This is a genomic window from Caballeronia terrestris (assembly GCF_001544515.1).
GTDB classification, from domain to species: Bacteria; Pseudomonadota; Gammaproteobacteria; order Burkholderiales; family Burkholderiaceae; genus Caballeronia; species Caballeronia terrestris.
The window spans coordinates 199,595-225,899 of the sequence record NZ_FCOL02000003.1 but is presented as its reverse complement, the minus strand read 5'-3'; the positions used below and the strand labels follow the sequence as shown (position 1 = coordinate 225,899).

27 protein-coding genes are annotated in these 26,305 nt (G+C 65.1%); 13 read left to right on the top strand and 14 right to left on the bottom strand.

The features are described from left to right. Window positions 1–33: 33 nt before the first annotated feature. Window positions 34–1,704: a methyl-accepting chemotaxis protein gene (locus AWB67_RS04315; RefSeq protein ID WP_087654990.1), complete on the top strand. Its 1,671-nt coding sequence runs from the start codon at window positions 34–36 to the stop codon at window positions 1,702–1,704. 39 nt (window positions 1,705–1,743) lie between these two features. Here AWB67_RS04315 and acuI read toward each other — a convergent pair whose 3' ends face one another. Both acuI and AWB67_RS04305 read right to left on the bottom strand, forming a co-directional pair. Then, window positions 1,744–2,727, bottom strand: a complete 984-nt coding sequence (gene acuI / locus AWB67_RS04310; protein WP_087654989.1) for an acrylyl-CoA reductase (NADPH) — start codon at window positions 2,725–2,727, stop codon at window positions 1,744–1,746. Window positions 2,728–2,864: 137 nt separating this feature from the next. Continuing rightward, window positions 2,865–3,302, bottom strand: coding sequence for a PRC-barrel domain-containing protein (locus AWB67_RS04305; protein ID WP_087654988.1), 438 nt, complete (start codon window positions 3,300–3,302; stop codon window positions 2,865–2,867). Window positions 3,303–3,511: 209 nt separating this feature from the next. Between AWB67_RS04305 and AWB67_RS04300 the strand changes: the two genes are divergently transcribed. Beyond that, entirely contained in the window at window positions 3,512–4,594 is a 1,083-nt protein-coding gene (locus tag AWB67_RS04300) for an NAD(P)H-dependent flavin oxidoreductase (RefSeq protein ID WP_087654987.1), read from the top strand. Here the strand turns inward: AWB67_RS04300 and AWB67_RS04295 are convergent. Genes AWB67_RS04295 through AWB67_RS04280 form a run of 4 tightly spaced genes read right to left on the bottom strand, consistent with a single transcriptional unit; the run spans window position 4,591 to window position 6,645 of the window. Continuing rightward, a complete protein-coding gene (locus AWB67_RS04295) occupies window positions 4,591–4,800 on the bottom strand; it encodes a hypervirulence associated TUDOR domain-containing protein (protein WP_087654986.1) in 210 nt (69 codons plus the stop codon). The two genes, AWB67_RS04300 and AWB67_RS04295, sit on opposite strands and share 4 nt — an antisense overlap. Window positions 4,801–4,817: 17 nt before the next feature. Then, complete coding sequence (locus tag AWB67_RS04290) at window positions 4,818–5,243, bottom strand: DUF1810 domain-containing protein (protein ID WP_087654985.1); 426 nt, start codon at window positions 5,241–5,243, stop codon at window positions 4,818–4,820. A 46-nt stretch (window positions 5,244–5,289) separates the two neighbouring features. Next, window positions 5,290–6,222, bottom strand: a complete 933-nt coding sequence (locus AWB67_RS04285) for an aldo/keto reductase (RefSeq protein ID WP_087654984.1) — start codon at window positions 6,220–6,222, stop codon at window positions 5,290–5,292. A 6-nt stretch (window positions 6,223–6,228) separates the two neighbouring features. Further along, window positions 6,229–6,645 carry a DoxX family protein gene (locus tag AWB67_RS04280; protein ID WP_200822165.1) on the bottom strand — a complete coding sequence of 139 codons (417 nt, stop codon included), beginning with the start codon at window positions 6,643–6,645 and terminating at the stop codon, window positions 6,229–6,231. 236 nt (window positions 6,646–6,881) lie between these two features. Between AWB67_RS04280 and AWB67_RS04275 the strand changes: the two genes are divergently transcribed. From AWB67_RS04275 to AWB67_RS04245, 7 genes are all read left to right on the top strand, one after another. Next, window positions 6,882–7,454 carry a hypothetical protein gene (locus AWB67_RS04275; protein WP_087654982.1) on the top strand — a complete coding sequence of 191 codons (573 nt, stop codon included), beginning with the start codon at window positions 6,882–6,884 and terminating at the stop codon, window positions 7,452–7,454. A 303-nt stretch (window positions 7,455–7,757) separates the two neighbouring features. Next, window positions 7,758–8,750: a transglutaminase family protein gene (locus AWB67_RS04270; RefSeq protein ID WP_235025030.1), complete on the top strand. Its 993-nt coding sequence runs from the start codon at window positions 7,758–7,760 to the stop codon at window positions 8,748–8,750. Further along, window positions 8,747–9,550 (top strand): transglutaminase-like domain-containing protein, encoded by an 804-nt coding sequence (locus AWB67_RS04265; protein ID WP_087654980.1) that lies wholly within the window; start codon window positions 8,747–8,749, stop codon window positions 9,548–9,550. Before AWB67_RS04270 ends, AWB67_RS04265 begins: the two co-directional genes overlap by 4 nt. Window positions 9,551–9,629: 79 nt before the next feature. Further along, a complete protein-coding gene (locus AWB67_RS04260) occupies window positions 9,630–10,718 on the top strand; it encodes an alpha/beta fold hydrolase (protein ID WP_087654979.1) in 1,089 nt (362 codons plus the stop codon). Window positions 10,719–10,884: 166 nt separating this feature from the next. After that, entirely contained in the window at window positions 10,885–11,835 is a 951-nt protein-coding gene (locus tag AWB67_RS04255; protein WP_087654978.1) for a hypothetical protein, read from the top strand. Between the two features lie 85 nt (window positions 11,836–11,920). Then, window positions 11,921–13,795: a DUF3857 domain-containing transglutaminase family protein gene (locus AWB67_RS04250; protein ID WP_087654977.1), complete on the top strand. Its 1,875-nt coding sequence runs from the start codon at window positions 11,921–11,923 to the stop codon at window positions 13,793–13,795. 106 nt (window positions 13,796–13,901) lie between these two features. Continuing rightward, window positions 13,902–16,436, top strand: a complete 2,535-nt coding sequence (locus tag AWB67_RS04245) for a hybrid sensor histidine kinase/response regulator (RefSeq protein WP_087654976.1) — start codon at window positions 13,902–13,904, stop codon at window positions 16,434–16,436. On the opposite strand, the gene AWB67_RS04240 is transcribed toward AWB67_RS04245, so the two are convergent. Next, on the bottom strand, window positions 16,426–17,238 hold the full coding sequence (locus AWB67_RS04240; protein ID WP_087654975.1) for a class I SAM-dependent methyltransferase: 813 nt from the start codon (window positions 17,236–17,238) through the stop codon (window positions 16,426–16,428). The two genes, AWB67_RS04245 and AWB67_RS04240, sit on opposite strands and share 11 nt — an antisense overlap. 51 nt (window positions 17,239–17,289) lie before the next feature. Then, window positions 17,290–17,715 carry a phasin family protein gene (locus AWB67_RS04235; RefSeq protein ID WP_087654974.1) on the bottom strand — a complete coding sequence of 142 codons (426 nt, stop codon included), beginning with the start codon at window positions 17,713–17,715 and terminating at the stop codon, window positions 17,290–17,292. Window positions 17,716–17,975: 260 nt separating this feature from the next. Here AWB67_RS04235 and AWB67_RS04230 point away from each other — a divergent pair, with 260 nt between their 5' ends. Both AWB67_RS04230 and AWB67_RS04225 read left to right on the top strand, forming a co-directional pair. Further along, window positions 17,976–18,281: an HPF/RaiA family ribosome-associated protein gene (locus AWB67_RS04230; RefSeq protein ID WP_087654973.1), complete on the top strand. Its 306-nt coding sequence runs from the start codon at window positions 17,976–17,978 to the stop codon at window positions 18,279–18,281. Beyond that, a complete protein-coding gene (locus AWB67_RS04225) occupies window positions 18,268–18,459 on the top strand; it encodes a DUF2964 family protein (RefSeq protein WP_087654972.1) in 192 nt (63 codons plus the stop codon). Before AWB67_RS04230 ends, AWB67_RS04225 begins: the two co-directional genes overlap by 14 nt. 13 nt (window positions 18,460–18,472) lie before the next feature. On the opposite strand, the gene AWB67_RS04220 is transcribed toward AWB67_RS04225, so the two are convergent. After that, window positions 18,473–18,847, bottom strand: coding sequence for a DUF3564 family protein (locus AWB67_RS04220; RefSeq protein ID WP_087654971.1), 375 nt, complete (start codon window positions 18,845–18,847; stop codon window positions 18,473–18,475). Between the two features lie 617 nt (window positions 18,848–19,464). On the opposite strand from AWB67_RS04220, the gene AWB67_RS04215 reads away from it, so the two are divergent. Then, window positions 19,465–20,451: a zinc-dependent alcohol dehydrogenase family protein gene (locus AWB67_RS04215; protein WP_087654970.1), complete on the top strand. Its 987-nt coding sequence runs from the start codon at window positions 19,465–19,467 to the stop codon at window positions 20,449–20,451. A gap of 4 nt (window positions 20,452–20,455) precedes the next feature. Here AWB67_RS04215 and AWB67_RS04210 read toward each other — a convergent pair whose 3' ends face one another. Both AWB67_RS04210 and AWB67_RS04205 read right to left on the bottom strand, forming a co-directional pair. Then, window positions 20,456–21,121: a helix-turn-helix domain-containing protein gene (locus AWB67_RS04210; protein WP_235025034.1), complete on the bottom strand. Its 666-nt coding sequence runs from the start codon at window positions 21,119–21,121 to the stop codon at window positions 20,456–20,458. A gap of 136 nt (window positions 21,122–21,257) precedes the next feature. Beyond that, the gene (locus AWB67_RS04205) at window positions 21,258–21,911 is read right to left on the bottom strand and encodes a glutathione S-transferase family protein (protein WP_087654968.1); all 654 of its coding nucleotides are present in this window, start codon (window positions 21,909–21,911) and stop codon (window positions 21,258–21,260) included. 235 nt (window positions 21,912–22,146) lie between these two features. Between AWB67_RS04205 and AWB67_RS04200 the strand changes: the two genes are divergently transcribed. Continuing rightward, the gene (locus AWB67_RS04200) at window positions 22,147–23,628 is read left to right on the top strand and encodes a polyhydroxyalkanoate depolymerase (protein WP_087654967.1); all 1,482 of its coding nucleotides are present in this window, start codon (window positions 22,147–22,149) and stop codon (window positions 23,626–23,628) included. Between the two features lie 14 nt (window positions 23,629–23,642). On the opposite strand, the gene AWB67_RS04195 is transcribed toward AWB67_RS04200, so the two are convergent. The 3 genes from AWB67_RS04195 to AWB67_RS04185 form a co-directional block, all read right to left on the bottom strand. Further along, entirely contained in the window at window positions 23,643–24,095 is a 453-nt protein-coding gene (locus tag AWB67_RS04195; protein ID WP_087654966.1) for a cupin domain-containing protein, read from the bottom strand. Between the two features lie 85 nt (window positions 24,096–24,180). Further along, entirely contained in the window at window positions 24,181–25,521 is a 1,341-nt protein-coding gene (locus AWB67_RS04190; RefSeq protein ID WP_235025029.1) for an ATP-binding protein, read from the bottom strand. After that, window positions 25,518–26,231, bottom strand: coding sequence for a response regulator (locus AWB67_RS04185; protein WP_087655059.1), 714 nt, complete (start codon window positions 26,229–26,231; stop codon window positions 25,518–25,520). The genes AWB67_RS04190 and AWB67_RS04185 overlap by 4 nt, the downstream gene beginning before the upstream one ends. Window positions 26,232–26,305 lie beyond the last annotated feature (74 nt).

Below are 26,305 nucleotides of genomic sequence, written 5' to 3'. Positions count from 1 at the left end.
CGCCATTGTCCGCCAAGGGCAGGAGAGAACGCAGTGAATCTGAAAAACGTCACGATCAAGAACAAGCTCGTCGCCGGCTTTGGCGTCATGGCCGTGCTGGTCCTGGTTATCGCGGGCATGTCGCTCAGGGCGCTCGCCACCGCCACCGATGGCTTCTCGCACTACGTGCACGGCATCGACGCACGCGCCGACGTAGCCGCACAGTTGCGCGCGGCCGTCGACCGGCGCGCGATTGCCGCGCGCAATCTCGTGCTCGTGAAGACGCCCGCCGACGTCGAAATCGAGAAGGCCGACGTCCTGCGCGCTCACGAGGACGTGCAGGCGCGCCTCAAGCAGTTGAAGGACATGATCGCCGCCGCGACCGATACCAGCGACAAGGCGCGCGCGCTCGTCGCGGAGATGGATCGCGTGGAAGCGCTGTACGGTCCGGTCGCGACGAACATCGTAGGCCTCGCGCTCGCCGGCAAGACCGAGGAAGCCATCGCGAAGATGGACGACCAGTGCCGGCCGCTGCTCGCCGCGCTCGTGAAAGCCACCGATGCGTACGCGAGCTTCACGCGCGAGCGCCGCGACGGGATCGTGCAGGCGTATCAGAGCGACTATGAAACGCAGCGCAACGTGCTCGCCGCGCTCTGCACGGGCGCCGTGCTGCTCGCCGTGCTCGCCGGATTGTCGATCACGCGTTCGATCACGCGGCCGCTCTGCGTTGCTGTCGAGTTCGCCCGCACGGTGGCGCGCGGAGATCTGCGCAGCAAGATCGTCGTCGATACTAAGGATGAAACGGGCGACCTCTTGCGCGCATTGCAGGAGATGAACGAACGCCTGACCGAAACCGTCGGCCGCGTGCGGGAAAGCAGCGGTGCGATCGGCAATGCGGCAAAGGAGATCGCGACGGGCAACACCGATCTGAGCCAGCGCACCGAGCAGCAAGCCGCTTCGCTCGAAGAAACCGCCGCGAGCATGGAAGAGCTGACCTCGACGGTCAAACAGAACACCGGCAACGCGCAGCAAGGCAGCACGCTGGCATCGAATGCGTCCGACGTCGCACAGAAGGGCAGTGCGGTGGTGAGCCGCGTGGTCGATACGATGCACGGCATCAGTGAAAGCTCGGCGAAGATCGCGGACATCACGGGCATCATCGAAGGCATCGCGTTCCAGACCAACATCCTCGCGTTGAACGCGGCCGTCGAAGCGGCGCGCGCGGGCGAGCAAGGGCGCGGGTTCGCCGTGGTGGCGAGCGAAGTGCGCAGCCTCGCGCAGCGTTCGTCGACGGCGGCGAAGGAGATCAAGGAACTGATCGCGAGCTCGGTCGTGAAGGTGCAGGACGGCTCGGTGCTGGCCGGTGAAGCGGGCAAGACGATGGCCGAAGTGACGCAGGCGGTCGCGCGCGTGACGGACATCATGGAAGAGATCGCGGCGGCATCGATCGAGCAGGGACGCGGCATCGAGCAGGTCAACACGGCGATCGCGCAGATGGACGAAGTCACGCAGCAGAACGCGGCGCTGGTGGAAGAGGCGGCGGCTGCATCGCATGCGCTCGACGAGCAGGGGCGCCAGTTGAATCAGGCTGTGGCGTTCTTCGTGATCGAAGGTGGTTCTTTCAGCGCGGCGCCGGTGCAACCGACGTTTGCTAAGGGGAAAGTGAAGCGCGCGCCGGTGCTTGCCACGGCTTCTTCGGGCAGCGAAAGCTGGAGCACGTTCTAAAAGCAAGCGCCGCCATGAGGTTCATGGCGGCGCTTTTCTTTAGCGATTTACATCGACGATCACGCGACCCTTCACTTCACCCTGCAGCAAACGGCCCGCGACATCGACCGCTTCGCCCAGCGCGATCTCGCTCGCGACATCGTCGATCACATGCGCCGGCACTTCCTGCGCGATGCTGTTCCAGGCGGCGATGCGCCGTTCATGCGGCACGTACACGCTGTCCACGCCCAAGAGCGCGACGCCGCGCAGGATGAACGGCGCGACCGATGCCGGAAGGTCCATGCCTTGCGCGAGTCCGCACGCGGCCACCGCGCCGCCATAGCGCAGCGTCGCGCAGATGTTCGCGAGCGTATGGCTGCCGACGCAATCGACCGCCGCGCCCCATCGTTCTTTTTGAAGCGGCTTGCCGGGCGCGGAGAGCGTCGCGCGGTCGATCACTTCGGCGGCGCCCAGTTCACGCAGACGCGCTTCCTCGGCAGCCCGCCCCGTCGATGCGACCACGCGAAAGCCGCGCCGCGCGAGAATCGCGATCGCAAGGCTGCCGACGCCGCCGTTCGCGCCGGTCACGAGCAGGTCACCGCGGTCCGCGCGCACGCCGTGCCGTTCTAGCGCCTGCACGCAGAGCATCGCGGTGTAGCCCGCGGTGCCGACCGCCATCGCCTGGCGCGTGGTGAGGCCTTCGGGCAGCGGAATCAGCTGGTCGCCGGGTATGCGCGCCTTCTGCGCGAGACCGCCCCAATGCGTTTCGCCCGCGCCCCAGCCGTTGAGCACGACGCGGTCGCCCGGCTTGTAGCGCCCGTGTCCGCTCTCCTCCACGACGCCCGCGAAGTCGATGCCGGGCACCATCGGAAACGTGCGCGCAATCGGCGCACGGCCAGTGATCGCGAGCGCGTCCTTGTAGTTGAGCGTCGAATACTCGACGCGCACGAGCACGTCGCCATCGACGAGGCGCGCTTCGTCGATGGACTGGATGGACGCCGTCATGCGGTCGTCCTGTTTGTCGAGCAGCAGTGCATTGAACATTGCGGAACTCCGGGTCTCCTGCTTCGTGTCCGCATGAAGAAGCCGATGCGGCGCTGAAGCACTTATCTGGTTGCGTAGCTAATCAATTACTCCGCACGAAGCGACGACGCATCGCGCCACCGCTTCATGGGCGTACTTCAGTGATGCTCGAACTGCGCGCGGGGCTTGGGCGCTGCCTTCATCTTCGCGTACTGGAACTCCGGCAGCGCCTTGATTGCGTCCTTCGTTGCGCCCGCGAGCACCGGCTTGCCGCCGACGAAGTCGAGCTGCTCGATCGGGATCGCGACGTCGTGATGCGGGACGCCGAGGAACTGGTTCGCCGCGATGATCGCGAACGAAACCGAACGGTCGGGCGCGACGATGATGTCGTGAATCACGCCCACGCGCGCGCCCTGATCATTCACGACCGGCTTGTTGAGGATCGACTTCTTGACGCTCCAGCCTTCGATCATCGCAGTGGACACTTCCACGGTTACGCCGAGCGGCTGGGAGCCCGCGACCTGTGCAAACGCTGTCGAGGACAACATCCCCATGGCCGACGATACGATCAGTAAAGCGGCGATTCTCGATTTCATTTTTCCATTCCTTTTGAAGGTGAATAGGACCACGGAAGCAGGAACGCGCGAGAGAGCGCGGTAGCAGTTTGACGGATTGCCGCGCGTTTTGCAGACATGGCGCGGCGAGACGATCGATGCACCACGATCGGGCGGGATGGCGTTAAGCTTCGTTCATTGCGCGAGCCTGAAAGAAGGCAGCGCTGACTCTTTACCGCATGGAGAGAACGATGCCCACTTGGCGGAATCCTCGCATCATTGAACTGTTCGGCATCGACACGCCGATCATCCAGGCACCGATGGCCGGGTCCAGTACGCCGGACCTCGCGATCGCGGTGAGCGAGGCGGGCGGCCTTGGTTCACTGCCTTGCGCCCTGATGAGCGTCGATCAGGCGCGTGAAGCGATCGGCTTGATCCGCTCGAAGACGAGTCGCGCGCTAAACCTCAACTTCTTCTGCCACGCTACGCCGCCGCATGATCCGGTGCGCAACATGCGCTGGCGCAACCGGCTCGCGCCGCTCTATGTCGAGTTCGGAATCGATCCGGAAGTTACGCCGCCTTCAGCGGGGCGCCGTCCTTTCGACGATGAATTCTGCGCGCTCGTCGAGGCGACGCGGCCTGAAGTCGTGAGCTTTCACTTCGGCTTGCCGGAGGCGCGTTTGCTCGATCGCGTGAAGGCAGCGGGCGCGAAGGTCATCTCGTCGGCGACCACGGTGGCCGAAGCGCGCTGGCTCGAAGAGCGCGGCTGCGACGCGATCATCGCGATGGGGCTGGAGGCGGGCGGCCATCGCGGCAACTTCCTCACCGACGACATGGCGACGCAAGTTGGCACGTTCGCACTCGTGCCGCAAGTCGTGGATGCCGTGAAGGTGCCGGTGATCGCGGCGGGCGGCATCGCGGACGCACGCGGGATTGTCGCGGCGTTCGCGCTGGGCGCGTCGGCGGTGCAGATCGGCACGGCGTATCTGTTCTGCCCGGAGGTCAGGCTCGCCGCGCACTACACAAAGGCGCTGCGCGAAGCGGTGGACGATGCCACCGCACTTACCAACATTTTCACCGGGCGGCCTGCTCGCGGTATCGTCAATCGTGCGATGCGCGAACTCGGACCGCTGTCGGAGGATGCGCCGGCTTTCCCGCTGGCGGGCGGCGCGCTCTTGCCGCTCAAGACGAAAGCCGAACAAGCGGGCTCGGGTGAATTTACTAACCATTGGTCCGGACAGGCTGCGCGTCTCGCGCGCGAGATGCCTGCAGGCGAGTTCACGCGGGTGCTTGCTGCAGAGGCACTGGCGCTTGCTGGCGTCGCAGCCGATTAAGCGTGTTTCAGCGCGCTGCCCTTGTGGACGGCGTGCTTGCCGCTTTTCTCGCTCTCGACTTCGTAATGCGGCTCGGATTTCGATGCATCGACCGTGTGACCGTCGATCGTCGTGCGCGACGTGATCACGCGCACGATGTGCCCGCTAGTCTCGCCTTGCGGTGTGTTCCAGGTGACGTGATCGTGTGACTTGAACGCGGTGCGCATATAAGGTTCCTGTAGTGTCATGTCAGGCGGTCGAGCGTTCCTGAATCTGCCTGACCGCCGAAGTACTTTTGCAGCGCTTCATCGAACTCGTCGTGATCGGCTTCGCATTGCGCGAAGAGCGTCATCGACGAGTGGAATTTCATGTCGTCGGGGTAACCGAAAATCTGCGCGACGGTACGTTCCTGCACGCCGTTCACGATGCGCGTCAGTTCGCGCAAGCGCGAGCCGAGCACCGGATGCGCGAGATACGCCCCGGCCTCCGCACGTGATGAAATCGCATACTGCTGCGCCATCGCGCTATGCCCGAGACCCGCGATCTGCGGAAAGATGAACCACATCCAGTGCGTGCGCTTCCAGCCCGCCTGCAACTCGGAGCGCGCCTGCTCGTAGGTGGAACGCTGCGCATCGATAAAGCGTTCGAGATCGAATGTGTCGTCGCTCATGTCAGCTCCTTGTGTCACACGAATTAGCAACGCGCGTACCCGAGGCTCAAGTGCTCACGGCATCGACGATCCGTTTGCGCAGCGCCGCATCGGGGTAATTGCCGAAGCCCGCGCGCACGTTGTCGAGCATGTGTTCGCGCTTGCCTGTGCCCGGGATCACGCAGGTCACGGCGGGATTCGCCAGCACGAATTTGAGCAGTACCTGCGCCCAGGTCGTGCAGCCAATCTCCGCTGCCCATGCGGGAAGCGGCTTGTTGCGCAGTTGGCCGAGCAGCCCGCCGCCACCGAACGGCTGATTGACGATCACGGCGACGCCGCGCTCTTTCGCGAGCGGCAGGATGCGTGCTTCGGCGTCGCGATCGCCGGCGGCGTAGTTGATCTGCACGAAGTCGAGCTTCTCCGAGCGCAGCACCGCTTCGACCTCGCCGAACGCGCTCGACGTGTAATGCGTAATGCCGATATAGCGGATGCGTCCGCTCGCTTTCCACTCGCGCAGCGTGACGAGCTGCGTGCGCCAGTCGAGCAGGTTGTGGATCTGCATCAGGTCGATGCGCGGTTGCTGGAAGCGCCGCATCGATTCCTCCATCTGCGCGATACCCGCTTCGCGCCCGCTTGTCCACACCTTGGTCGCGACGAACGCCGTGCGGTGCGCGTCCAGTTGCGTGAGCACCGCCCCGGCGACTTCCTCCGACGAGCCGTACATCGGCGACGAATCGATCACGGAGCCGCCTGCATCGAAGAGTACGCGCAGCGTGCCGGCGATACCTTCGCGCGCCTTCGCGTCCGCGCCGACATCGAACGTGCGCCAAGTGCCGCAGCCGACGATGGGAAGCGCTTCACCGGTTGAGGGAATCGCGCGTTTGGTCATGGTCTTCGCCTCAGGCGTTTGCGCGCGAGCGGCGCTTGCGAACGGTAGCGCGAGCGTCGCGCTGGCCGTGAGCCGCACGAAGGCGCGACGGTCGTATGTGAGAGGAGGCATAAGTTTTCAGTACCGCCCAAGCGATGCCGACCGCCTTGCGCGCCGTGCATCGAGGCTGAACATTCCGCCACCAAACGCCGCGACCTGCAGAAAGCCGCCCGCGATCGCGATGTTCTTCATGAAGTGGATCGTCTGGTTCTTGTCGTCGAAATGCGCGTGGAAGGCGAACGCAGTGGCGAGCGCGAAAAGCGTCATGACGACCGCGACGAAGCGCGCGTGGAACCCGAAGACGAGCGCGATCGAAAAGCCGATCTCGACGACCACCGCCCCGGCGTACGCGATGCTCGGAAACGGCATGCCGCTCGACGCGATATACGCGATGGTAGCCGTCGGTGCCGCGAGCTTGCCGAAGCCGCTCATCAGGAAGATGGCCGCGAGCAGGAGGCGGCCGAGAAGCGCTGCGAAAGAGGCGGTGCCCGTCATGTGCTGTCTCCGTGTATCGATGGATGGGTCGGTTTGGTGCGTGGCACTCACCATACATCAGGACGATGCACTGAGACAAACCATCTGAAGATCGTCGCGCAGTGATCGAGGCTCGTAGTCGAAAGTCAGGAAAACGGAATTGTCATCGTTGCTGGCGCAATATCGTCCAGTTACGATGGTTTCGATTGCCCTGCGCCACCCGCCTATTCGTCAGATCGAAACGCGAAAGGACCCGTATGAGCATCATCTTCACCTTCGGCAAACATCGGCTGGTCACGTGCCAGGGTTGCGGAAGGCTGCTAGCCATCGATGACGACGTGTGTCCCCATTGCGCGTTCGATCGCAGCAGCGAGATCCACGATATGGCGCGGCTTGAGAATTCCGTGGAAGCGCCAGTGCCGCTTCTCCTGACCGACGATCGTCCTCGCGAAGTGCCTGCGCCTCGGGCTTCACGCAGGCGCACGCATCGGGCCAAGGCAGTGATCGTTGCGGTGGCGATCGTCGTCGTGGGAGGGCTGTGGTACTTGCAGAGCCGCGAACCGGAGGAACACTTCACGCCGATGACCGCGCAAGCCGCTTTGGGTTCGGTGGAAGACAAGGGCAAGCAAAACGCACTCGCCGTGCAAAAGGACGCCCAAAGCAATGCACTCGATGCACAACTCGGGCTCGCGCGATCATGCGTGAAGGTGAATGCATGGGACTGCGTGCGCGAACATGCGGGCAACGCGCTCAAGCTCGATCCGAAGAACGGGGAATCGCAGGATCTGCTGGAGCAGGCCATCACGCAGGCGGGGTGGAAGAGCAAATGAAGCGTGACTATTGGGCATATCATCGAACCATGAAAGCTCAACGCACCGATAACGGGCAAAACCTCCGCCGGGAAGCGTTCTCTGATAGGCTGGACCGTTCGACGCGCGCCTGATTGCGTCATACCGCACCATTGACGCATCGAATGCATGCGCCGCCGCCGCGAAACGGCTAAAGTCCGTATAACCGATCCGTCTGATCAAAGCCCCGCAGCGACCCGATTCCCCGCAGGAGATTGCCATGACGCTTTATCCGCAAGCCGCGCATCATTGCGCGGCCACGGTGCCTTTCACGCGGTGACCCAAGTGACCCAGACAAACGACCCGCAGCGTTTCACCGTGCGGCACGTCAGCGCTTATCGTTATTCGGAACCGGTTGAATTCGGCGAACACCGGATGATGTTCCGGCCGAGATCGAGCCACGATCTGCGCCTCGTGACCACGCAATTGCACATCACGCCGACGCCTGCGCATCTGCACTGGCTGCACGACGTATTCGACAATTCGGTGGCGGTCGCGACCTTCGCCGAGGAAGCCTCGGAGCTGATCTTCGAGAGCGTCGTGACGCTCGAGCATTACGAGGCGCCGCAGCCCGACTACGCGCTCGAACGCTACGCCACCACGTATCCGTTCGCGTACACGAACGAGGAAGCATCGGACCTCGTCAATGCGCGCAACCGGCAGCATCCCGACGAGGACGTGAGCACGTGGGCGCGTCAGTTCCTGTCGTCGGGGACGCCGACCGGCACGCTTGCGATGCTGCGCGCGATGACGCTCGCCATCGCCAACGACTTCAAGTACACGCGCCGCACGGAGAAGGGCGTGAACCGCCCCGCTGATACCCTGCGTCACAAGAGCGGCAGTTGCCGCGACTTCGCGGTGTTCATGATGGATGCGGTGCGCTCGCTCGGGCTCGCCGCGCGCTTCGTGAGCGGCTATATCTTCGTGCCCGATCATTCGGAGACGCAGGGCGGCGGCGCGACGCACGCGTGGCTGCAGATCTATCTTCCCGGCGCGGGCTGGGTCGACTTCGATCCGACCAACAGCATCATCGGCAACCGGCATCTGATCCGCGTGGCGGTCGCGTGGAATCACTATCAGGCGCTGCCGCTCTGGGGCACCTGGAACGGCACGCCCGGCGCGTTTCGCGGACTCGAAGTGACGGTGCACGTCACCGAAGTGCCGCACGAGGACGCGACGCCAGCGGTCAAGGGCGAGCCCGCCAAACTCAAAGCACCGGTAAAAGAGCCAATGAAAGAACCTGTTAAAGACTTGAGCAAACCCAAGGCCGCCCAATGAAACTCCGTGTCGGTTACGAACTGGTCTACGAGTGTCCGCAACCGACACCCATGATGCTGATGCTCAACACGCATTTCTCGCATGCAGAGGAAGTGGTGGTGCCCGACGTGCTCGTGGTCGATCCGCCGGTGCCGATCGTGCAATACCGCGACGGCTTCGGCAACCTGTGCAGCCGCATCGTCGCGCCGGCGGGGCGCATTTCGTTGTCGACGACAGCGCTGCTTGAAGTCAGCGGCGAGTTCGAGGCGCGCGCGCACGACGGCCGCCAGCATCCCGTCGAAGAGTTACCGACCGACTGCCTGGTTTTCCTGCTCGGCAGCCGCTACTGCGAAACCGACCTGCTCTCCGACATCGCGTGGCAACTCTTCGCGAAGTCGGCGCCCGGCAGCGATCGCGTGCAGGCGATTTGCGACTACGTGCACCGCCACATCACGTTCGGCTACCACCACGCGCGGCCGACCAAGACCGCGTGGCAGGCCCATGAGGAACGCGAGGGCGTGTGCCGCGATTTCGCGCATCTTGCCGTTACGCTGTGCCGCGCGATGAACATTCCGGCGCGCTATTGCACGGGCTATATCAGCGATGTCGGCTTGCCGCCGCCGTACGCAACGATGGATTTCGCCGCGTGGTTCGAGGCGTACGTCGGCGGGACGTGGCAGACATTCGATCCGCGCAACAACGCGCCGCGCATCGGCCGCGTGCTGATGGCGCGCGGTCGCGATGCGGCGGACGTTGCGCTCAGCAACAACTTCGGCCAGACGACGCTCGTCAAATTCGAGGTGCATTGCGCGGAAGAATAAGTATGTGCGCGCCTGACGGTGATAATCTGCATGAAAGGTGTCGATTCATTCTGCCGTCATTCAACGTGTCGGGATTCCCATGTCCGCGCCCAATGCGACCCTCAGGCAGCACATACGGCTTTGCACCGGGAGCGACAACGTGCGCATCGCGTACGCGTCGTGTGGCAACGGGCCGCCGCTCGTCAAGGCGGCGAACTGGCTGAGCCATCTCGAGTTCGACCTGCGCAGTCCCGTCTGGAGCCATCTGGTCGCGGAGCTGTGCAGGAGTCACACGCTGATCCGCTACGATCAGCGCGGCTGCGGTCTCTCCGACCGCAACGTCGCCGATATTTCCTTCAGCGCATGGCTGCGCGATCTCGAAGCCGTGGTCGATGCGAGCGGCGTCGAGCGCTTTGCGCTGCTCGGCATCTCGCAAGGCGCATCGATTTCTCTCGCTTATACGATCGCGCATCCGGAACGCGTGAGCCATCTGATCCTGTACGGCGGTTACGCGCGTGGCAAGCTCGTGCGCACGACGACGGTGCAATCGGTGGAGGAGGCCGAGACGCTCGTCAAGCTCGCCGAGCTGGGCTGGGGTCAGGCGAATCCCGCGTTTCGCCAGTTCTTTACGACGCAGTTCATCCCGGGTGGCACGGCCGAGCAGCATCGCTGGTTCAACGAACTCGAACGCATCTCGACTTCTCCGCAGAACGCCGGGCGCATCATGCGCGTTTTCAACGAGATCGATGTCGTGGATCTGCTGCCGCTTGTGCGCTGTCCAACGCTCGTGCTTCATGCGAGCGGCGATGCGCGGGTGCCGTTCGAGGAGAGCCGTCTCATCGCGGGACTGATACCCGGTGCGCGCTTCGTGCCGCTCGATAGCGAGAACCATCTGCTGCTCGATGGCGAGCCTGCGTGGCTGCGCTGGCGCGAGGAGTTTCGTGCGTTTCTGCCGACGGGGACATCGGCTGATCCGGCTTTTTCGCTACTCACGCCGCGTGAGCGCGACATCGTCGAGCTGATCGCGGGTGGCCGCGACAATGCGCAGATCGCCGCACGCCTCGGGCTCAGCGAGAAGACCGTGCGCAATCACATCACCAGCATCTTCGCCAAGCTCGAAGTGGAGAGCCGTGCACAGGCGATCGTGCTCGCGCGCAAGGCGGGCTTCGACGCGCCTCCGGGACACTAGTCCCATATAAAAAGCAATCCGCATGCACGTCCCGGCCCCGTCCGGGACCGCCGCCTCATGCCCGTCCCCCGCCGCGTCCGGAGAATCCATTCTCGAACGGTCGCGAAGAAACACCCGTCTCGCTCCCGCTCAATTCCGCAACCCACTTTCCGACAGGAGCCAGACCATGCAAGCCGTTCAACACGAATCGCAAACTCAACGCTATGCAAGCTGCATTGCGGTGTCGAAGCGCATTCGCTGGGATATCGACCGCGATGTCATTCGCGCACGCCATTTCGATTTCGCGCACAAATTTCTCCCGGACGGTCTCTCGCAGGTCGATCGCCTCACGTTCCTGCACGCAGCCGAACAACGGCTCATGTCGCAGATTCAGGGCCGCACGTATGCCAACATGTTTCGCCTTTGCGAGCGTTTCATCGGCGCGAAGATGCTCGAGCTCGGTCACGATCACGCGCTCGGCGACCAGATCGCGCTCGAAGCTGTCGTGCGCTTCACCGACGAAGAGCTGAAGCATCAGGAGCTTTTCCGCCGCATCGAACTGCTCGCCGCCGAAGGCATGCCCGAAGGCTACCGCTTCATGCCGCAAGCCGACGACGTCGCGCAGTTCGTCCTCGGCAAATGCACCTGGGCGATTCTCGCGCTGACGTGCCACATCGAAATCTTCACGCAGGTTCATTACCGTCAAAGCATGGAGACCGACGACAGCCTCTCGCCGCTCTTCAAGGACGTGTTTCTCTTTCACTGGAAGGAGGAATCGCAGCACGCGATCATCGATGAACTGGAGCTGATTCGCGAGCACGCGAAGCTCGACTATGCCGCGCGCGATGCCGCCGTGGACGATCTCATCGCGCTGGTGGCGGGCGTCGACGGCATGCTGCAGATGCAGGCCAAAGCCGATGCCGAGTACTTCCGCGCGCAATGCGGCCGCACGTTCACGGCGCAACAAAGCACCGCCATCGATGCCGGTTTGCTCGACGCGTATCGCTGGCAGTACATCGTCTCGGGCATCGAGGAGCCGCGCTTCGCGAAGCTGCTGGCGCGTCTCGTCGACGAGCGGCAGGCGGACCGGATCGGCTCGGCGCTCGCGCCGATCATGCGTCGCAGCCCGATGAACTGAGGCCGCCGCGCCGGTCCGCCCGGGCCTGAAACTACGGTACGATGACCTGTTCTCACCACGCGCGTGGCGCGAGGGGCAGCGGGTCATGCGTCACCCATCGATCGATGTCATGCGCCGTCTCGGCGTCGCCTGCCTGCTCGCGGCCGGCGTCGCCGCGCCCGCCTGGGCGACCGACGAGCCATCGACGGTCGTGAGCGACGTGCACCTCTTCGTCGTCGCGGAGGACGGCTCGGTCGTCGAGGACGACGCGACGGTCCTGCGTGCGAACACGCCTGCGGGCATCGATGAAATCGCGCAGCGTTACGTGTGGTTCGACAAAAGCGTGTCGAAGGTCGACATCGTCGATGCCTACGCGATCGACATGAACGGCGTGCGCCACGCGGTGATGCCCGACCAGATCCGCGACATCCAGGAGCCGCGCTCGGCGGGCGCGCCCACCTTTCAGGACGCGAAGCTGCGCGCCGTGATCTTTCCGGGAGTCGGCACCGGGTCGAGTGTGTATCTGCGGTTTCATAAAAGCCAGTCGACACCCGTCGTCGCCGGCCAGTTCAACTACTTCGTCGAGCCGGGCCGGCGCCCGGTGCAAAGCCAGAAGCTGATCTTCGACCTGCCGGCCGGCAAGACGCTCTACGCCGACGCGCGCGGCTACGTCGCGTCGCCGCCCGTGACCGAGAACGGCCGCACGCGCTACGAATTCAACTACAGCAGCGAGCGCGTCGAGCGCATCGAAAACGGCTCGGTCGGCTACGTGCAGTACGGCGACCGCCTGATGGTCTCCACTTTCCCCGATTACGCGACCTTCGCCGCGAGCTACCGCGAACCCGCCGCCGATCCGACCGCCGACGCTCCCGCCATCCGCGATCTCGCCCGCGCGCTCACGCGAAACGATCCCGACGAGCGCGTCAGGGCGAAGACGCTCTACGATTGGGTGCGCCGCAATATCCGCTACGTGGCGCTCTTCATCGGCCAAAGCCCTGCCGTGCCGCATCGCGCGACCGACGTCCTCGCGAACCGCTATGGCGACTGCAAGGACCACGTCGCGCTGTTCGGCGCGCTGCTCGCGGCGGTGGGTATCCGCAGCGAGGCGGCACTGATCGGCCTCGGTGCCGTCTACACGCTGCCCGCCGTGCCCGGCTACGGATCGGGCGCAATCAATCACGTCATCACCTGGCTGCCTGATCTGCAGCTCTACGCGGATTCGACGGCGGCGAGCGTCGAGTTCGGCTATCTGCCGCCGATCGACATGGACCGCCCGACGCTCCTCGTCGATTCCGGCACGCTCGCGCGCACGCCCGCCGTGCAGCCGCTCGGCCGCGACGCGCGTCTGGCAATCGACGTGGCGGCGAACGGCGGCGCGGCGCTGTCGTACTGGGTGCGTGATGCGGGCTGGATTGCGGAGATGGAGCGCTCGAACCTGCGCTCGACGAGCACGCAGCGGCGCGACGCGCTCGCCGTCGAGCGCCTGCGCGCCACCGGCCTGCGCGGCAGCGCGAGCCTCACGACGAGCGACGTCGATGCCACCACCGGCCCGTTCATGACGACGCTCGCCGGCACGCTCGACGACGTCGTGTGGCCGACCGGCACCACGGCGCTGCCGGCGCTGACGAGCCTCTCCGGCGGCATCGCGACGCAAGTGCGCAACTGGCTTTCCGAGCGTACGCGCACGCAGCCTTTCGTGTGCGTCGGCGGCGAGTTCGAAGAGGTCTCGCAGATCGCGCTGCCAAAAGACGTGCGCGTCGTGGAAGTGCCGGACGGTGCGACGATCGAGGGCCGCTTCTTCGCCTTTCGCTCGCGCTACGTGTTCGATCCGGCGAGCAACGTGATCCAGGTGACGCGGCGCCTGAGCGCGGATTTCGGCAAGCAGGTGTGCTCCCCAGCCGATTTCGAGGCGACGCTCGCACTTTTGAAGAAGATAGAGCGCGATATGCAGGCGCAGATCATCGTGAAGGCGGCGCGCTGAAGCCTTTGCAACCTGCGTGACCTAAAATCGATAAGACGCGGCGCAACCGGCCGCTTCACGACATAACAACATACGACCCATCTTCCGAATGGGCGGAGAACACCGCATGCCCTTCTTGACGGAAGACCACGGCTGCCCGGGGTGGAAAGGCGAGATGGCCGGACGCATCAAGGCGTTCGACTGGTCGCTGACCGAGCTGGGACCGATCGACGCCTGGACGCGCAGCCTGGCCGCCGCCGTGCAGCTCCTGCTGGCGTCGCCGGTGCCGCTCGTCATGCTCTGGGGCCGCCAGGGCTACATGATCTACAACGACGCCTACGCGGAATTCGCGGGCGGGCGCCACCCGTATCTGCTCGGCGCGCCCGTCGAGCTCGGCTGGCCGGAGGTCGCGGCTTTCAACCGCCAGGTGATGGAGACCTGCCTCGCGGGCGCGACGCTCTCCTACCACGACAAGGAGCTCGTGCTGCTGCGCAACGGGCGGCCCGAGCACGTGTGGCTCGATTTGTACTACAGCCCCGTCGCCGACGACCACGGCGCGCCGGCCGGCGTGCTGTCGATCGTCGTGGAGACGACCGGGCGCGTGCTCTCCGAGCGCCATCGTGAGTCGGCGGAGGCCGCGTTTCGCGCGACCAACGAGCGCCTGCAACTCGCACTCAACACGGGCGCCGTGCTCGGCACGTGGGTGTGGGACGTCGCGACCGACACCATCCGCGGCGACGAACGCTTCGCGCGCACCTTTTCCGTCGATGCCGACGCCGCCGCCCACGGCCTGCCGCGCGAAGTCGCGCAACGCACGGTCCATCCCGACGACCGCGACCGCATCGCCCATCTTGCGGGCGAGATGCTGCAATCGAACGAGCCGTTCAACATCGAGTTCCGCATCCGCCGCCCGGACGGCAGCTACGGCTGGGTGCAGGCGAACGGCCGCTGCCAGCTCGACGCGACCGGCGTACCGTTGCGCTTCCCCGGCGTCCTGATCGACATCCACGAGCGCAAGATCGCCGAGGAGGCGCTGCGCCAGCTCACTAGCACGCTGGAGCAGCGCGTCGCCGATGCGGTGGCCGCGCGCACCGCCGCCGAGGCCCAATTGCGCCAGGCGCAAAAGATGGAGGCGATCGGCAGCCTGACGGGCGGCGTCGCGCACGACTTCAACAACGTCCTGCAGGTGATCGGCGGCAATCTTCAGATGCTCGCGACGAGCGCGGGCGGCGACGCGGCCGCGCAGCGCCGCATCTCCGCCGCGACGGATGCCGTGCAGCGCGGCGCGCGTCTCGCCGCGCAACTGCTCGCGTTCGCGCGGCGCCAGCCGCTGTCACCGGCGGTGGTGAATCCGGCGCGGCTGCTCGCTGGAATGACGGAGATGCTGCACCGCGTGCTCGGCGAGACCGTCGCCGTCCGGACGAACCTCGACGAAAAGCTGTGGAACGTGCTCGTCGACAAGAACCAGCTCGAGAACGCGCTCCTCAATCTCGCGATCAACGCGCGCGACGCGATGCACGGCGAAGGCACGCTCACGCTGAGGGCGCGCAACGTCGTCGTGGGGGCGGGCGAATGGCGCGAGACGCCCGAGCTGGCGCGCGGCGACTACCTGTGCTTTTCCGTCACCGATACGGGCGCCGGGATGCCGCCCGAGGTGCTCGAACACGCATTCGAGCCGTTCTTCACCACCAAGCCCGACGGACGCGGCACGGGCCTCGGCTTGAGCATGGTGTTCGGCTTCGCGAAGCAGAGCGGCGGGCATGCGTCGATCGAAAGCGAGCCGGGGCGCGGCACGACCGTGCACCTCTGCTTTCCGCGCTGCGACGAGGCGGAAACGCCCGAAACCGTCGACACGGGCGGCGTGCCGCTCGGCGCGCACGAGACGATTCTCGTCGTCGAGGACGATGCCGACGTGCGGCTCGCCGCCGTCGAGATGCTGACGGAGCTCGGCTACGAAGTGCTGAAGGCCCCCGACGGCGACGCGGCGCTCAAGCTGATCGAAAGCGGGCTCGACATCGACCTGCTGTTTACCGACGTCGTGATGCCCGGCGAGGTGAAGAGCGCCGAACTGGCGCGGCGCGCGGCCGCGTGTTCGCCGCCGATCGCGGTGCTCTTCACGTCGGGCTATACGCGCGACGTGATCTTCCACCAGGGCAAGCTCGACCGGGGCGTGAGTCTGCTCAACAAGCCGTATCGGCGGGACGATCTGGCGAGGAAGATTCGCGCGGCGCTCGAAAAGAACCGCGCGCGCCGCGCCGGAAGCCCGCCGCCGAAAGAGATGCCGCGCGCCGCGGGGCAGCGCTCGGTCTTGCTGGTCGAAGACGATGGCGATTCGCGCGAAGCGATGCACGACCTGCTCACGATCCTCGGTCTCGAATGCACGGCGGTGGCGAGCGCGGAGGAGGCGGTGGAGGTGCTCTCGGCGGGCAGCTTCGACATCTTGCTCACCGACTTGACGCTGCCCGGCATGTCGGGCGCCGAACTCGCACGCGACGTGCGGCAGACGCGCCCGGCGATCCGCGTCCTGCTCGTGTCCGGCTACGGCAACAGCGCGGTGATCGGCGAGCCGATTCCGGGCGTGCGCGTGCTGCAGAAACCCGTCGATTTTGCGGTGCTGCAAAGCGAACTGACGGGCCACACCGACAGCGACGTCAGCGCTTGACCGCCGACGCGAGCACGCACGGCATCGGCACGAGCAATTGCCCGTTCTGCATGTAGCGGGCCACGCTCGCCTTCACTTCGCTTTCGATTTTCAGGAGCGCCGGCGGCTCCTGCGCGTTGAGCAGCGCGCTCATGCGCACGCCGCCGCGCAGCAGGCTGTGAAACGGCGTTTCGGGCGGCGCGATGTGCCACGTCTGCTCGACTTCGATCACTTGCGGATCAGCGAAACCCGCATTGGTGAGCACACTTTTCGATTCGTCGGCGTCGCTGAAGCGGAAGAACGGCGGCCCGGCCGGCAGCGCGACGTCCATCCGGCCGTGCATCTCCACGGCTTTCAGCACCATCTGGAAGCCGATCGCCTTTTCTGGCGCCGCCCACACCGTGAACGCGACGCGCCCGCCCTTGCGCAGCACGCGGAACGCCTCGGCGAGCGCGGCTTCGGGGTCTGGGAAATGCAGCATGCCAAAGGCGATGCCGACCGCATCGAAGCTTTCGTCGTTGAAGGGGAGTTTGTCGGCGCTCGCGACCTGGAATTCGACTTCCGGATACGTCTGCCGCGCGTGGGCGATCATCGCGGCGGAGAAATCGATGCCCGATACCGTCGCGCCGCGCTCAATGGCGGCCGCCGCGAGCGTGCCGGGGCCGGTCGCGACGTCGAGCATGCGGCTCGCGTCGCCGACGCCGAGCGCATCGAGCAGCGCGCCGTGCGACTGCGCGGTCAGCCTGACGAAGTAGTTTTCGTAGGGCTGGACCAGATGCTCCCAGCCCCGGTGTTCGAACGCGGTGAAATCGTCGTATGCCATCGAAAACCTCTGCTTGGCCGCATGGCGCGCAGCCCCGGACCTGAGCTCTGGCTAGGTCTGAGGCCGGTTCACCGATGCTTTCAGCTCCTTCAGCGCGTCTTCCATGCGCTTCGAAACGAGCGCGTAGGCTTCCGCCTGAGTCTGCTGGGTGGTGCGCGCGATGTCCTGCATGTCGGCGAGACCGTCGCGCAGCGCGCGTTGCACGAGTTCGGTCGCATTGAAAGGCGGCTTGCTTGACGACGCCTCGAACTGCGTCGCGATCGCTTCGAGCTCGCTCAGCGTCCGGCGCAGGATTTCGAGCTGCTTGTCGCGCAGCGCCTGCATGCCGCCGAACGCGACCTGGTTCGTCGCGGCGAGCGCCTCGACGTCCCTGCGGCGCGCCTCCAGGATCGCCGAGACGTCGAATCCCGGCAGCTTGTACTGCTGGAACATCGCGGCGAACTGGCTAAACGGATCGCTGAATTTTGATTGATTCATTCGTGTCTCCCGTGGTCTGCGAGTCGGTGCGGCGCGTGGGGGCCGGCCGCGTGCGCGTTCGTTCCCGCAACGATGCCGGCAACTGATACTACCAACAACGCACGCGGGCAGAGCCAAGGGAAAACACCAGAGCAGGCATGCCTTTGGCAAGCCTTTCGGACGCTTGTGTGGACGCTTTTGCAGACCTTGACGCAGGTCAACGCATGCGAGCATCGGGGCTACAAAAATAGAAAGAGGTATGAGCGTGCAAGGGCGGCGTCATGGAAGTCGGCATGCAGATCGCGTATCGCGGATTCGCCGGATCGGCGGCCATCGAGGCCGCGGCGGCCGGAGAACTCGCGCGCATGCAGCGCTTTGCCGGACGCCTTACTGGCTGCCACGTCGCGGTGGAACTGATGCGCTCGGCTTCGAGGGCGGATCGCTTCGACGCGCGGCTCGATCTGATCATGCGCGCGCACGAGCTGATCCCGATGCCGCATAGCGTCGATGAAGACGCGCGCGCCGCTTTGCACGTCGCGTTCGACGCGGCCGTGCGCGAGATGGAGAAAAGCCATGGTCAGGGGTGAATCGCGGATCGTACTGGCGGCGGTGGCCGTCTTCGTTGCGCTCGTGGGCATCTCGACCGCGTTACGCGGCATGCTTTTCGACCAGGACGCCGTGATGCTCTACGGCGTCCTCGCGATCGTCACGGGCGTGACGACCTTCGTCGTGCTCCTGATGCCGCTGCCAAGCGACGGACCATGAGCGAAGTGTTTCCCTAGGCGTCTTCTTCGCCCGCGAAGACGCCGTGCTCGGCCGTGATACGTTCGCGGTCGATGCACTGCACATGCCAGCGTCCGGCCGCCGGTGCGCGCGACGCATCGATGTACCACAGCGCGCGCCCAGCCTGTCCTTCGACGCATCCGCCGACGGCATCGAAATCGAGGTGTTCGAGCACGCACAGCGGCGACTCGGCATGCGGGTCGCAAATCAGCGTGCCGTCGGGACGCGCCTGCAGGCCGCCCCAGTCCGGCAAATCGACGCTTTGGTGTCCCTCGCGTGACCAGCGGCGTGTCTCCTTGTCCAGCCACAGGATGGCGAATGCAGCGGAATCGACTCGCTCGAACGCATCGAGCTTGACGGTGATACGCATGACAAACCTCCACGATAGCGATTCAATCGCCCGGGACCACGCGGCTTCAGGCGCACGCCACGTCGTTCCGGGAACCGGTATTCCAATAACGGCATGACGCGGGAAAACGCGTTCATGCCGACCATGTCTGATGGGCGGGCGATGCGTGCAGGCTTTGGCCGTGCACTCTTGCATCGCAGCAACTTCTTCTTCACGGCGCTTTTAATAGCGCTGGCTACATTCTTCCACTCTAGTGAGAAGCAAGGCCGATGCCGAAGTTCAATCGAAATTCGCATCGCGCTGAACGGCGCTCTGAGTCCGCGTCGTTGCGAATCTGCGGAGACCCGTTCGATACAACACTATGCGTTTCCATCGATGCCGTCCATCGAGCATTTTGCGCATTGGTATGAATGTGCATTTGCTTTGCTTATGCTCAAGAATGAGCCACGGACGCGGCGTGTAGCGAGATCACTAGCGGCTGTGAAAGCACGAAGCAGTGCACGCGTGCACCAGTGCGATTCGCCCGCGCCCCAACAAGCAGCCTGGGTCCGGCTTTTGCGGCTGCAGCAAATTGCGGTGCTAATTTTTCGAGATAGCACGCCGCTCTGTGAGCACTTCCTTAAAAAGGAACGAACGTCATGCGCGCGATGATCTTCGACGGAACGTCGCCCTTGCTGCGCGAAGCCGACCTGCCGGACCCGATCGCCGACACTGGCCAGTTGCTGATCGACGTCCACGCGTGCGGCGTGTGCCGGACCGATCTGCACGTCGTCGATGGCGAGCTTGACAAGCCGAAGCTGCCGCTCGTGCCGGGACACGAGATCGTGGGCGTGGTGACGGCGGTCGGCGTCGGCGTGACGGATTTCGAGCCGGGCGATCGCGTCGGCGTGCCGTGGCTCGGGCATACGTGCGGGCACTGCCGGTATTGCGGCGCGGGCCGCGAGAATCTCTGCGACGCGCCCGCATTCACCGGTTACACGATCGACGGCGGCTACGCGGAGCGCGTTGTCGCCGACAGCCGCTATTGCCTGCATCTTCCCGCGCGCTATTCGGATATCGAAGCGGCGCCGCTCATGTGCGCGGGCCTGATCGGCTACCGCACGCTCGCGATGGCGGGCGACGCGCGGCGCATCGGCATCTACGGGTTCGGCGCGGCGGCGCACATCATCGCGCAGGTGGCGCGTCACCAGGGGCGCGCGGTGTACGCGTTCACGCGTCCGGGCGATGCCGCCGCGCAGCAGTTCGCGCTCGATCTGAAGGCGAACTGGGCCGGCGGCAGCGACGAATTGCCGCCCGACGAACTCGATGCCGCGCTCATCTTCGCCCCGGCCGGCGCGCTCGTGCCGGCGGCGCTGAAGGCGGTGGCGAAGGGCGGCGTCGTGGTGTGCGGGGGAATTCACATGAGCGACATTCCGTCGTTTCCGTACGCGCTTTTGTGGGGCGAGCGGCGTGTGGTGTCGGTGGCGAATCTCACGCGCGACGACGGCCGCGCGTTCATGAAGCTCGCCGCGCAATTCCATCTGGAGATGCGCACGACCGAATACCGACTCGCCGATGCAAACCGCGCGCTCGCCGACCTGCGCGAAGGGCGCGTGACGGGCGCGGCGGTGTTGAAGGTGCGCTGAGGCGCTAGACGCGCGACAGCTTCTCGCGATCGAGAATCCGCACCTGCCTGCCGCGCGTATCGATGAGGCCGTCCTTTTGAAATCTGGACAGCATCCGGCTGACGGTTTCGAGCTTGAGTCCGAGAAAACTGCCGATTTCCTCGCGCGTCATGCGCAACTGGAATTCGGCCGATGAGTAGCCGCGCGCCGCCAGTCGTGCCGACAGATCCAGTAAGAACGCGGCCACGCGCTGCTCGGCCGTCATCGTGCCGAGCATGACCATCAGCGCCGACTCGCGCACGATCTCGCCCGAGAGCAGCCGATGCACGTGATGCTGCATCGTCCTGACTTCGCGGCACAGCGTTTCAAGCAGATCGAACGCGACGATACACACGGAGCTGTCTTCCAGCGCGATCGCTTCGCAGGCGTGACGGTCGGTGCAGATGCCGTCGAGCCCGAGCGTCTCGCCCGGCAGATGAAAGCCCGTAACCTGCTCGTGGTCGTCGTGATGCGTGATCACGGTCTTGAAGCAGCCTACGCGCACGATGTAGATGCTGCGGAAATCGTCGCCCGTACGGTAGAGCGTTTCGCCGCGATGAATGGTGCGGGTCGGGAACTGGATCGAATCGATGCGGGCGAGGTCGTCGGGGGAGAGGTCGGGCGGTGTGATGGGACGGTCCGGGCACGGCATCGCCCCGGCGCCAAGCGCGGCACGCTGCCGAACATCGGTTGCGGATGACATGACCTGCCTCGGCCCATCGCGGAGGATTCATCCAACAGTATCGTTCACGGCGCGGCTAAAACCAAAACCCGCCGCATGAGACGCTTCAAAACTCCGCGTCGAGTTCGTCGATTTCCTCGGCTTCGTGCTGCGCGTCGGCGATCCATTCCTGCATCTCCGGCATCGCGAGAATGGTCTGTCCGTACGTGACGATCTCCGGATCGAGCTTCACGTCGTAGGTCACGAAACGTGTCACGACGGGCGCGAACATCGCGTCGGCGGCCGTGCGCTCGCCGAACAGATACGGCCCGCCGTATTGCGCGAGACATTCGTGCCAGATCGTCGTTACCCGTTCGATGTCGGTCTGCGCGCGCGCCCACACCTTGAAGCCGGGTAAGTGCGCCTTGAGGTTCATCGGCAGGGCGGAACGCAGCGACGCGAAGCCCGAATGCATCTCACCGCAGATCGCGCGGCAATGCGCGCGCTCACGGCGCTCGGGCGGGAGGAGCCCGGCATCGGGGCACACTTCGTTCAGGTATTCGGCGATCGCGAGCGTGTCCCAGACCTTGATGCCGTCGTGAACGAGGCACGGCACAAGGATCGACGGCGAGAGCAGCAGCAGTTCCGCGCGCGCACGGGGATCGTCGACGGGCATGACGACTTCCTCGAACGGCAGGCCGCTGAAACGTGTCAGCAGCCATCCGCGCAGCGACCACGAGGAGTAGTTCTTGCTACTGATGGTCAGCGTCGCTATTGCCATACGAATCTCCAGCGGGTTGTAAGTGCCGACAAGGCACGCCGTGGTGCGGTGGCGCACCATTTCGCGGCAAAACCATGGCCCGGACGGGTACGCGCAAGTGTTATGCCAAGCTAATCAGACTACTATGCCGAAGTGATGCGGCGGTGTAGCCGATCAAGCCCGCGTCGAGGCGCTCGTGGCATATGTATTGCGTTCTCAAGGGCTCCTTTGTGTATCGCGCATCTGTGGGAGATCGATGAACCCCTTCGCATATCCCGCCTACCAGGCGCTGTCCGACCTGATGCTGCCGCTCCGGCACGGCGCCGCGCTCGTCAGCCACGCGCTCGCCGCGTGGCCCGCGATGGCCGCGACGCCGCAAGGCCGCGGCCTGCGCGCGCGCTGCGATCTCATGACGCTCGCGGGTCTTACGCATTCGCGCCCTCCGTTCGAGCTCGATTCGGTCGAGATCGACGGAAAGACGGTGCCGGTCATCGAGCAAGTCGCGGCAAAGACGCCGTTTTGCTCGCTCGTCCACTTCGTGAAGGACCTGCCAGCGGCGCAAAGGCAGCCGCGGGTGCTCGTCGTCGCGCCGATGTCCGGGCACTTCGCCACGCTCCTGCGCGGCACCGTGCGCACGATGCTCGCCGATCACGACGTCTACATTACCGACTGGCACAATCCGCGCGACATTTCGCTGATGCACGGCCGCTTCGGTTTCGATGAATACGTGCAGCACATCATCGATTTCGTCGAGGAGATGGGGCCGGGCTCGCACCTGCTCGCCGTGTGCCAGCCGACCGTCGCGGTGCTCGCGGCCGTCGCACTGATGGCGGCGGATAACAACCCCGCGCAGCCCGCGAGCATGACGCTAATGGCCGGCCCTATCGATACGCGCATCAACCCGACGCGCGTGAACGATCTCGCGAAAAGCAAGCCGCTCGACTGGTTCGAGAAGAACCTGATCAGCGCCGTGCCGTTCGGCTTCGCGGGCGCGCACCGGCGCGTGTATCCGGGCTTCATGCAGTTGAGCGCGTTCATGTCGATGAACATGCCGCGCCACCTCGAATCGTTCGCCGACATGCACTACCAGCGCGCGAAGGGTGATCCCGATATCGCGGACGCGGTGCGTGTCTTCTACGAAGAATACTTCGCCACGATGGACCTGACGGCCGATTTTTATCTGGAAACCGTCGACACCGTCTTTCAGCGCCATTTGCTGCCGCTGCACGAACTGGAAGTGCGCGGACGCAAGGTTGAGCCGTCGGCGATACGGCGCACCGCGCTCTTGACCATCGAAGGCGAGCGCGACGATATTTGCGCGGTCGGCCAGACGCTCGCCGCGCAGGACCTGTGCGACAAGCTGCGCCCTTATCTGAAGGCGCATCACGTACAGACGGGCGTGGGGCACTACGGTGTGTTCAACGGCAAGCGCTGGGAGCGGCACATCTATCCGCGCGTGCGTGCGCTGATTCACGACAACGAGGCGAGCCCGATCACCGTCAACGCGCGCGCGCAGCCGATCCTGCCGTTGCAGTCGATTGCGCCGCTCAAAAGCGCGGAGGCTTTGAGCGTGATGGACGAGCCGGGGAAGATCAGCACGGACGCGACGCCGCGTCCTTCGCGGCATCGCGAGGCCATTGCGCCGGAGCACATGATCGATCCGGAAGCGCTGGCTGAAGACGTGCCGATCTCGCAGGCCGTGCAATCCGATGGCGATGCCTCAGCGCGCTCGCCCTGAAACGTGCGCGACGGTCAAGCCGTCTCACTCACCCAGGGCGTGACGGCGGGCACTTCGCACGGCCCGACGGCATCGATCGTCTTGAAGTCCGCCGGACCAACGATCTCCAGATACTCCATGTCCTCCGAATAGTCGAAGAGGAAATGGACGATGCCGGGCGCCTGATGCACGCAGTCGCCAGCGGCGACGAGCGTTTCCTGATCGCCGTACATGAAGCGCGCCCAGCCCTTCAGCATGATCACGATATGGAACTCGGCCTCATGGCGGTGCCAGCCGGTGCCTTGCTCTGGTGCGGCATGCGCCTTCACGAGTTGCGCGATTACTCTGCCGCCCGTCGCGCTCGCGATGCCGAGATCGCGGTAGCGAAAGAAATCGCGCAATCCTTCAGGCTCGTAACTCGTGTCCTGCGAGCGAACATGCGAAAACTTCGTGGGCAAGTCGAACATTTCGAACGATTCGGAAGACATGGCGCGCTCCAGTTCGGTGGATGGCAATGGGACACCGCAAGGTGGGGGTCGTCATCAAGCATCAAGCGTTCCATTCGTTGTTCGCTCAAGCATTCGAAACGATCCCGAGCGTCACCAGCGCCTCCATCCCGCCGCCTTCGCGCGCGCGCAGTTCCAGCGACCCGCCATGCAGCTTCGCAATACGCTCGACGATAGCAAGCCCCAGCCCCGTGCCCGCTGGATGCCCCGCGCCGCCGCGCCCGCGCCTGAACGGCTCCTTCAGCTTCTCCATCTGGTCGGCGGCGATGCCCTTGCCGCGATCGCCGATCGCGATGCACACAGCATGTGCATCCTTATCGATCCACGTGCGCACCGATAGTCCCGTGACGCCGTAAAGCACCGCGTTCTGCATCAGGTTCATGAGCATGCGCATCGTGCTCACGGGGCGAAACGCGAAGGGCGGCACGTCGCCGAGCGTGAGGTCGAACTCGTGGCCGAGACCCGCAAAATCCGCGGCGAGGTTCGCGATCAGCGCGTTCACATCGCCGACGATGGGCGCCTCGCGCGCGCCGCTCCCCGCATAGTCCATGAACTGCTGGAGGATGCCGTCGATCTGTTCCAGATAGTTCTCCGACGATGCGACGAACGCCTGGTCGCCGCCTGCGGGAATCGCCATCGCCATCGCGAGACGCAGCTTCGTGAGCGGCGTGCGGATATCGTGAGAGATGCCGGCGAGCATCAACGCGCGGCTCGCCTCGGCTTCGCGCAGCGCCTCGGTCATGCGGTTGAACGCGACGCTGACCTGCGCGATTTCGGTCGGGCCGTCGGTGGGCAGCGGCTCGGGCTGGCCGCCCGCGCTCAGCTTGCGCGCAGCGGTCGCGAGGTCGTCGAGCGGACGGTTGAGGTGGCGCTGGATCGCGTAGGCGGTGAGCGTCGCGAGCGCGGCGAGGCCGAGCGAGAGCAGGAACGTCGTGAGCATGCCGTCGCTGTGTGCCGCGTCGGGGATCACGAGCGAAATCCAGTACGGCTCGCTTGCGACATGCACGCGGAACCACAGGCGCTCTTCCGCGTTCGCGCGTGTTTCCCAGCGCACGGGCATGTCGGCGGGGAGATGGCGGCGCAGCATCGTGAGGAACGTCTCGCGCTGGTAGGTGCGGTAGAGCGCGCGTAACGAGCGCGGTGGTTCTAGCGTGGCGTCGGCGGGCAGGGCGGCTTCTGCGTGGAGCTTCGCAATGAACGCGCCGCGCGCGTCGGGGGGCGCGACGGCGAGCACGTCGCCGAGCGTCGTCACGTAGTTCGCGAACGCGGCGGCCGCGCGTTCGATGCGCGGCGTCTGCACGTAATGCATCAGCACGCTGAGCGAGCACACCTGGCTCAGCGCGACGAGCGCCACCAGCAGCGCGATGTTGCGCGCAAAGAGCGAACGCGGCAGGCGAAGGCGCTTCACGACGCGATATCCGCAAGCAGCATGTAGCCGACGCCCCACACGGTCTTGATGAAGCGCGGCTTCGACGGATCGGCTTCGACGATCTGCCGCAGCCGAAGCACCTGCACGTCGATGCTGCGATCGAGCGCGTCGTGCTCGCGGCCGCGAGTGCGCGCGATCAGGTTGTCGCGGCTCACCGCGCGATTCGGCGACGCGCCGAGCGCAGTCAGCAACTGCATCTGCGCGGAGTGGATCTCGAAAGGCTCGTCGTTGCGAAAGAGTTGCTGGCGCCCGAGGTCGAGGCGGAATTCGCCGAAGCGGATCGACTGCGCGGTTAGCGTCGGATCGCCGGAGGCCATTTTCTGGCGCCTGAGCAGCGCTTTTATCCGCGCGACGAGTTCGCCCGGCAGGAACGGCTTCGCGAGGTAATCGTCGGCGCCGGTCTCAAGGCCAATGACTTTGTCGACCGGATCGCCCTTCGCGGTCAGCATGAGGATCGGCAGCGTGTGGCCTTCGGTGCGCAAGCGGCGGCACACGGAGAGACCGTCTTCCGGCTCCATCATCAGGTCGAGCACGAGCAGGTCATACGGCTCCCGCTGAAGATAGCGGTCGAGCCGCTGGCTGTCGGCGACGGCGCGCACCTCGAAACCCTGCGAGCCGAGAAAGCGCTGCAGCATGTTGCGCAGTTCGGCTTCGTCGTCGAGGACGATGATTTTCGGCAGCGTGTCCATGTCCGATTGGCTCCTGCAAAAGCGCGGCGATGCGCTGATGAGCATCGTGCTTCGGGTGCTCAAGGCGTGCTCGT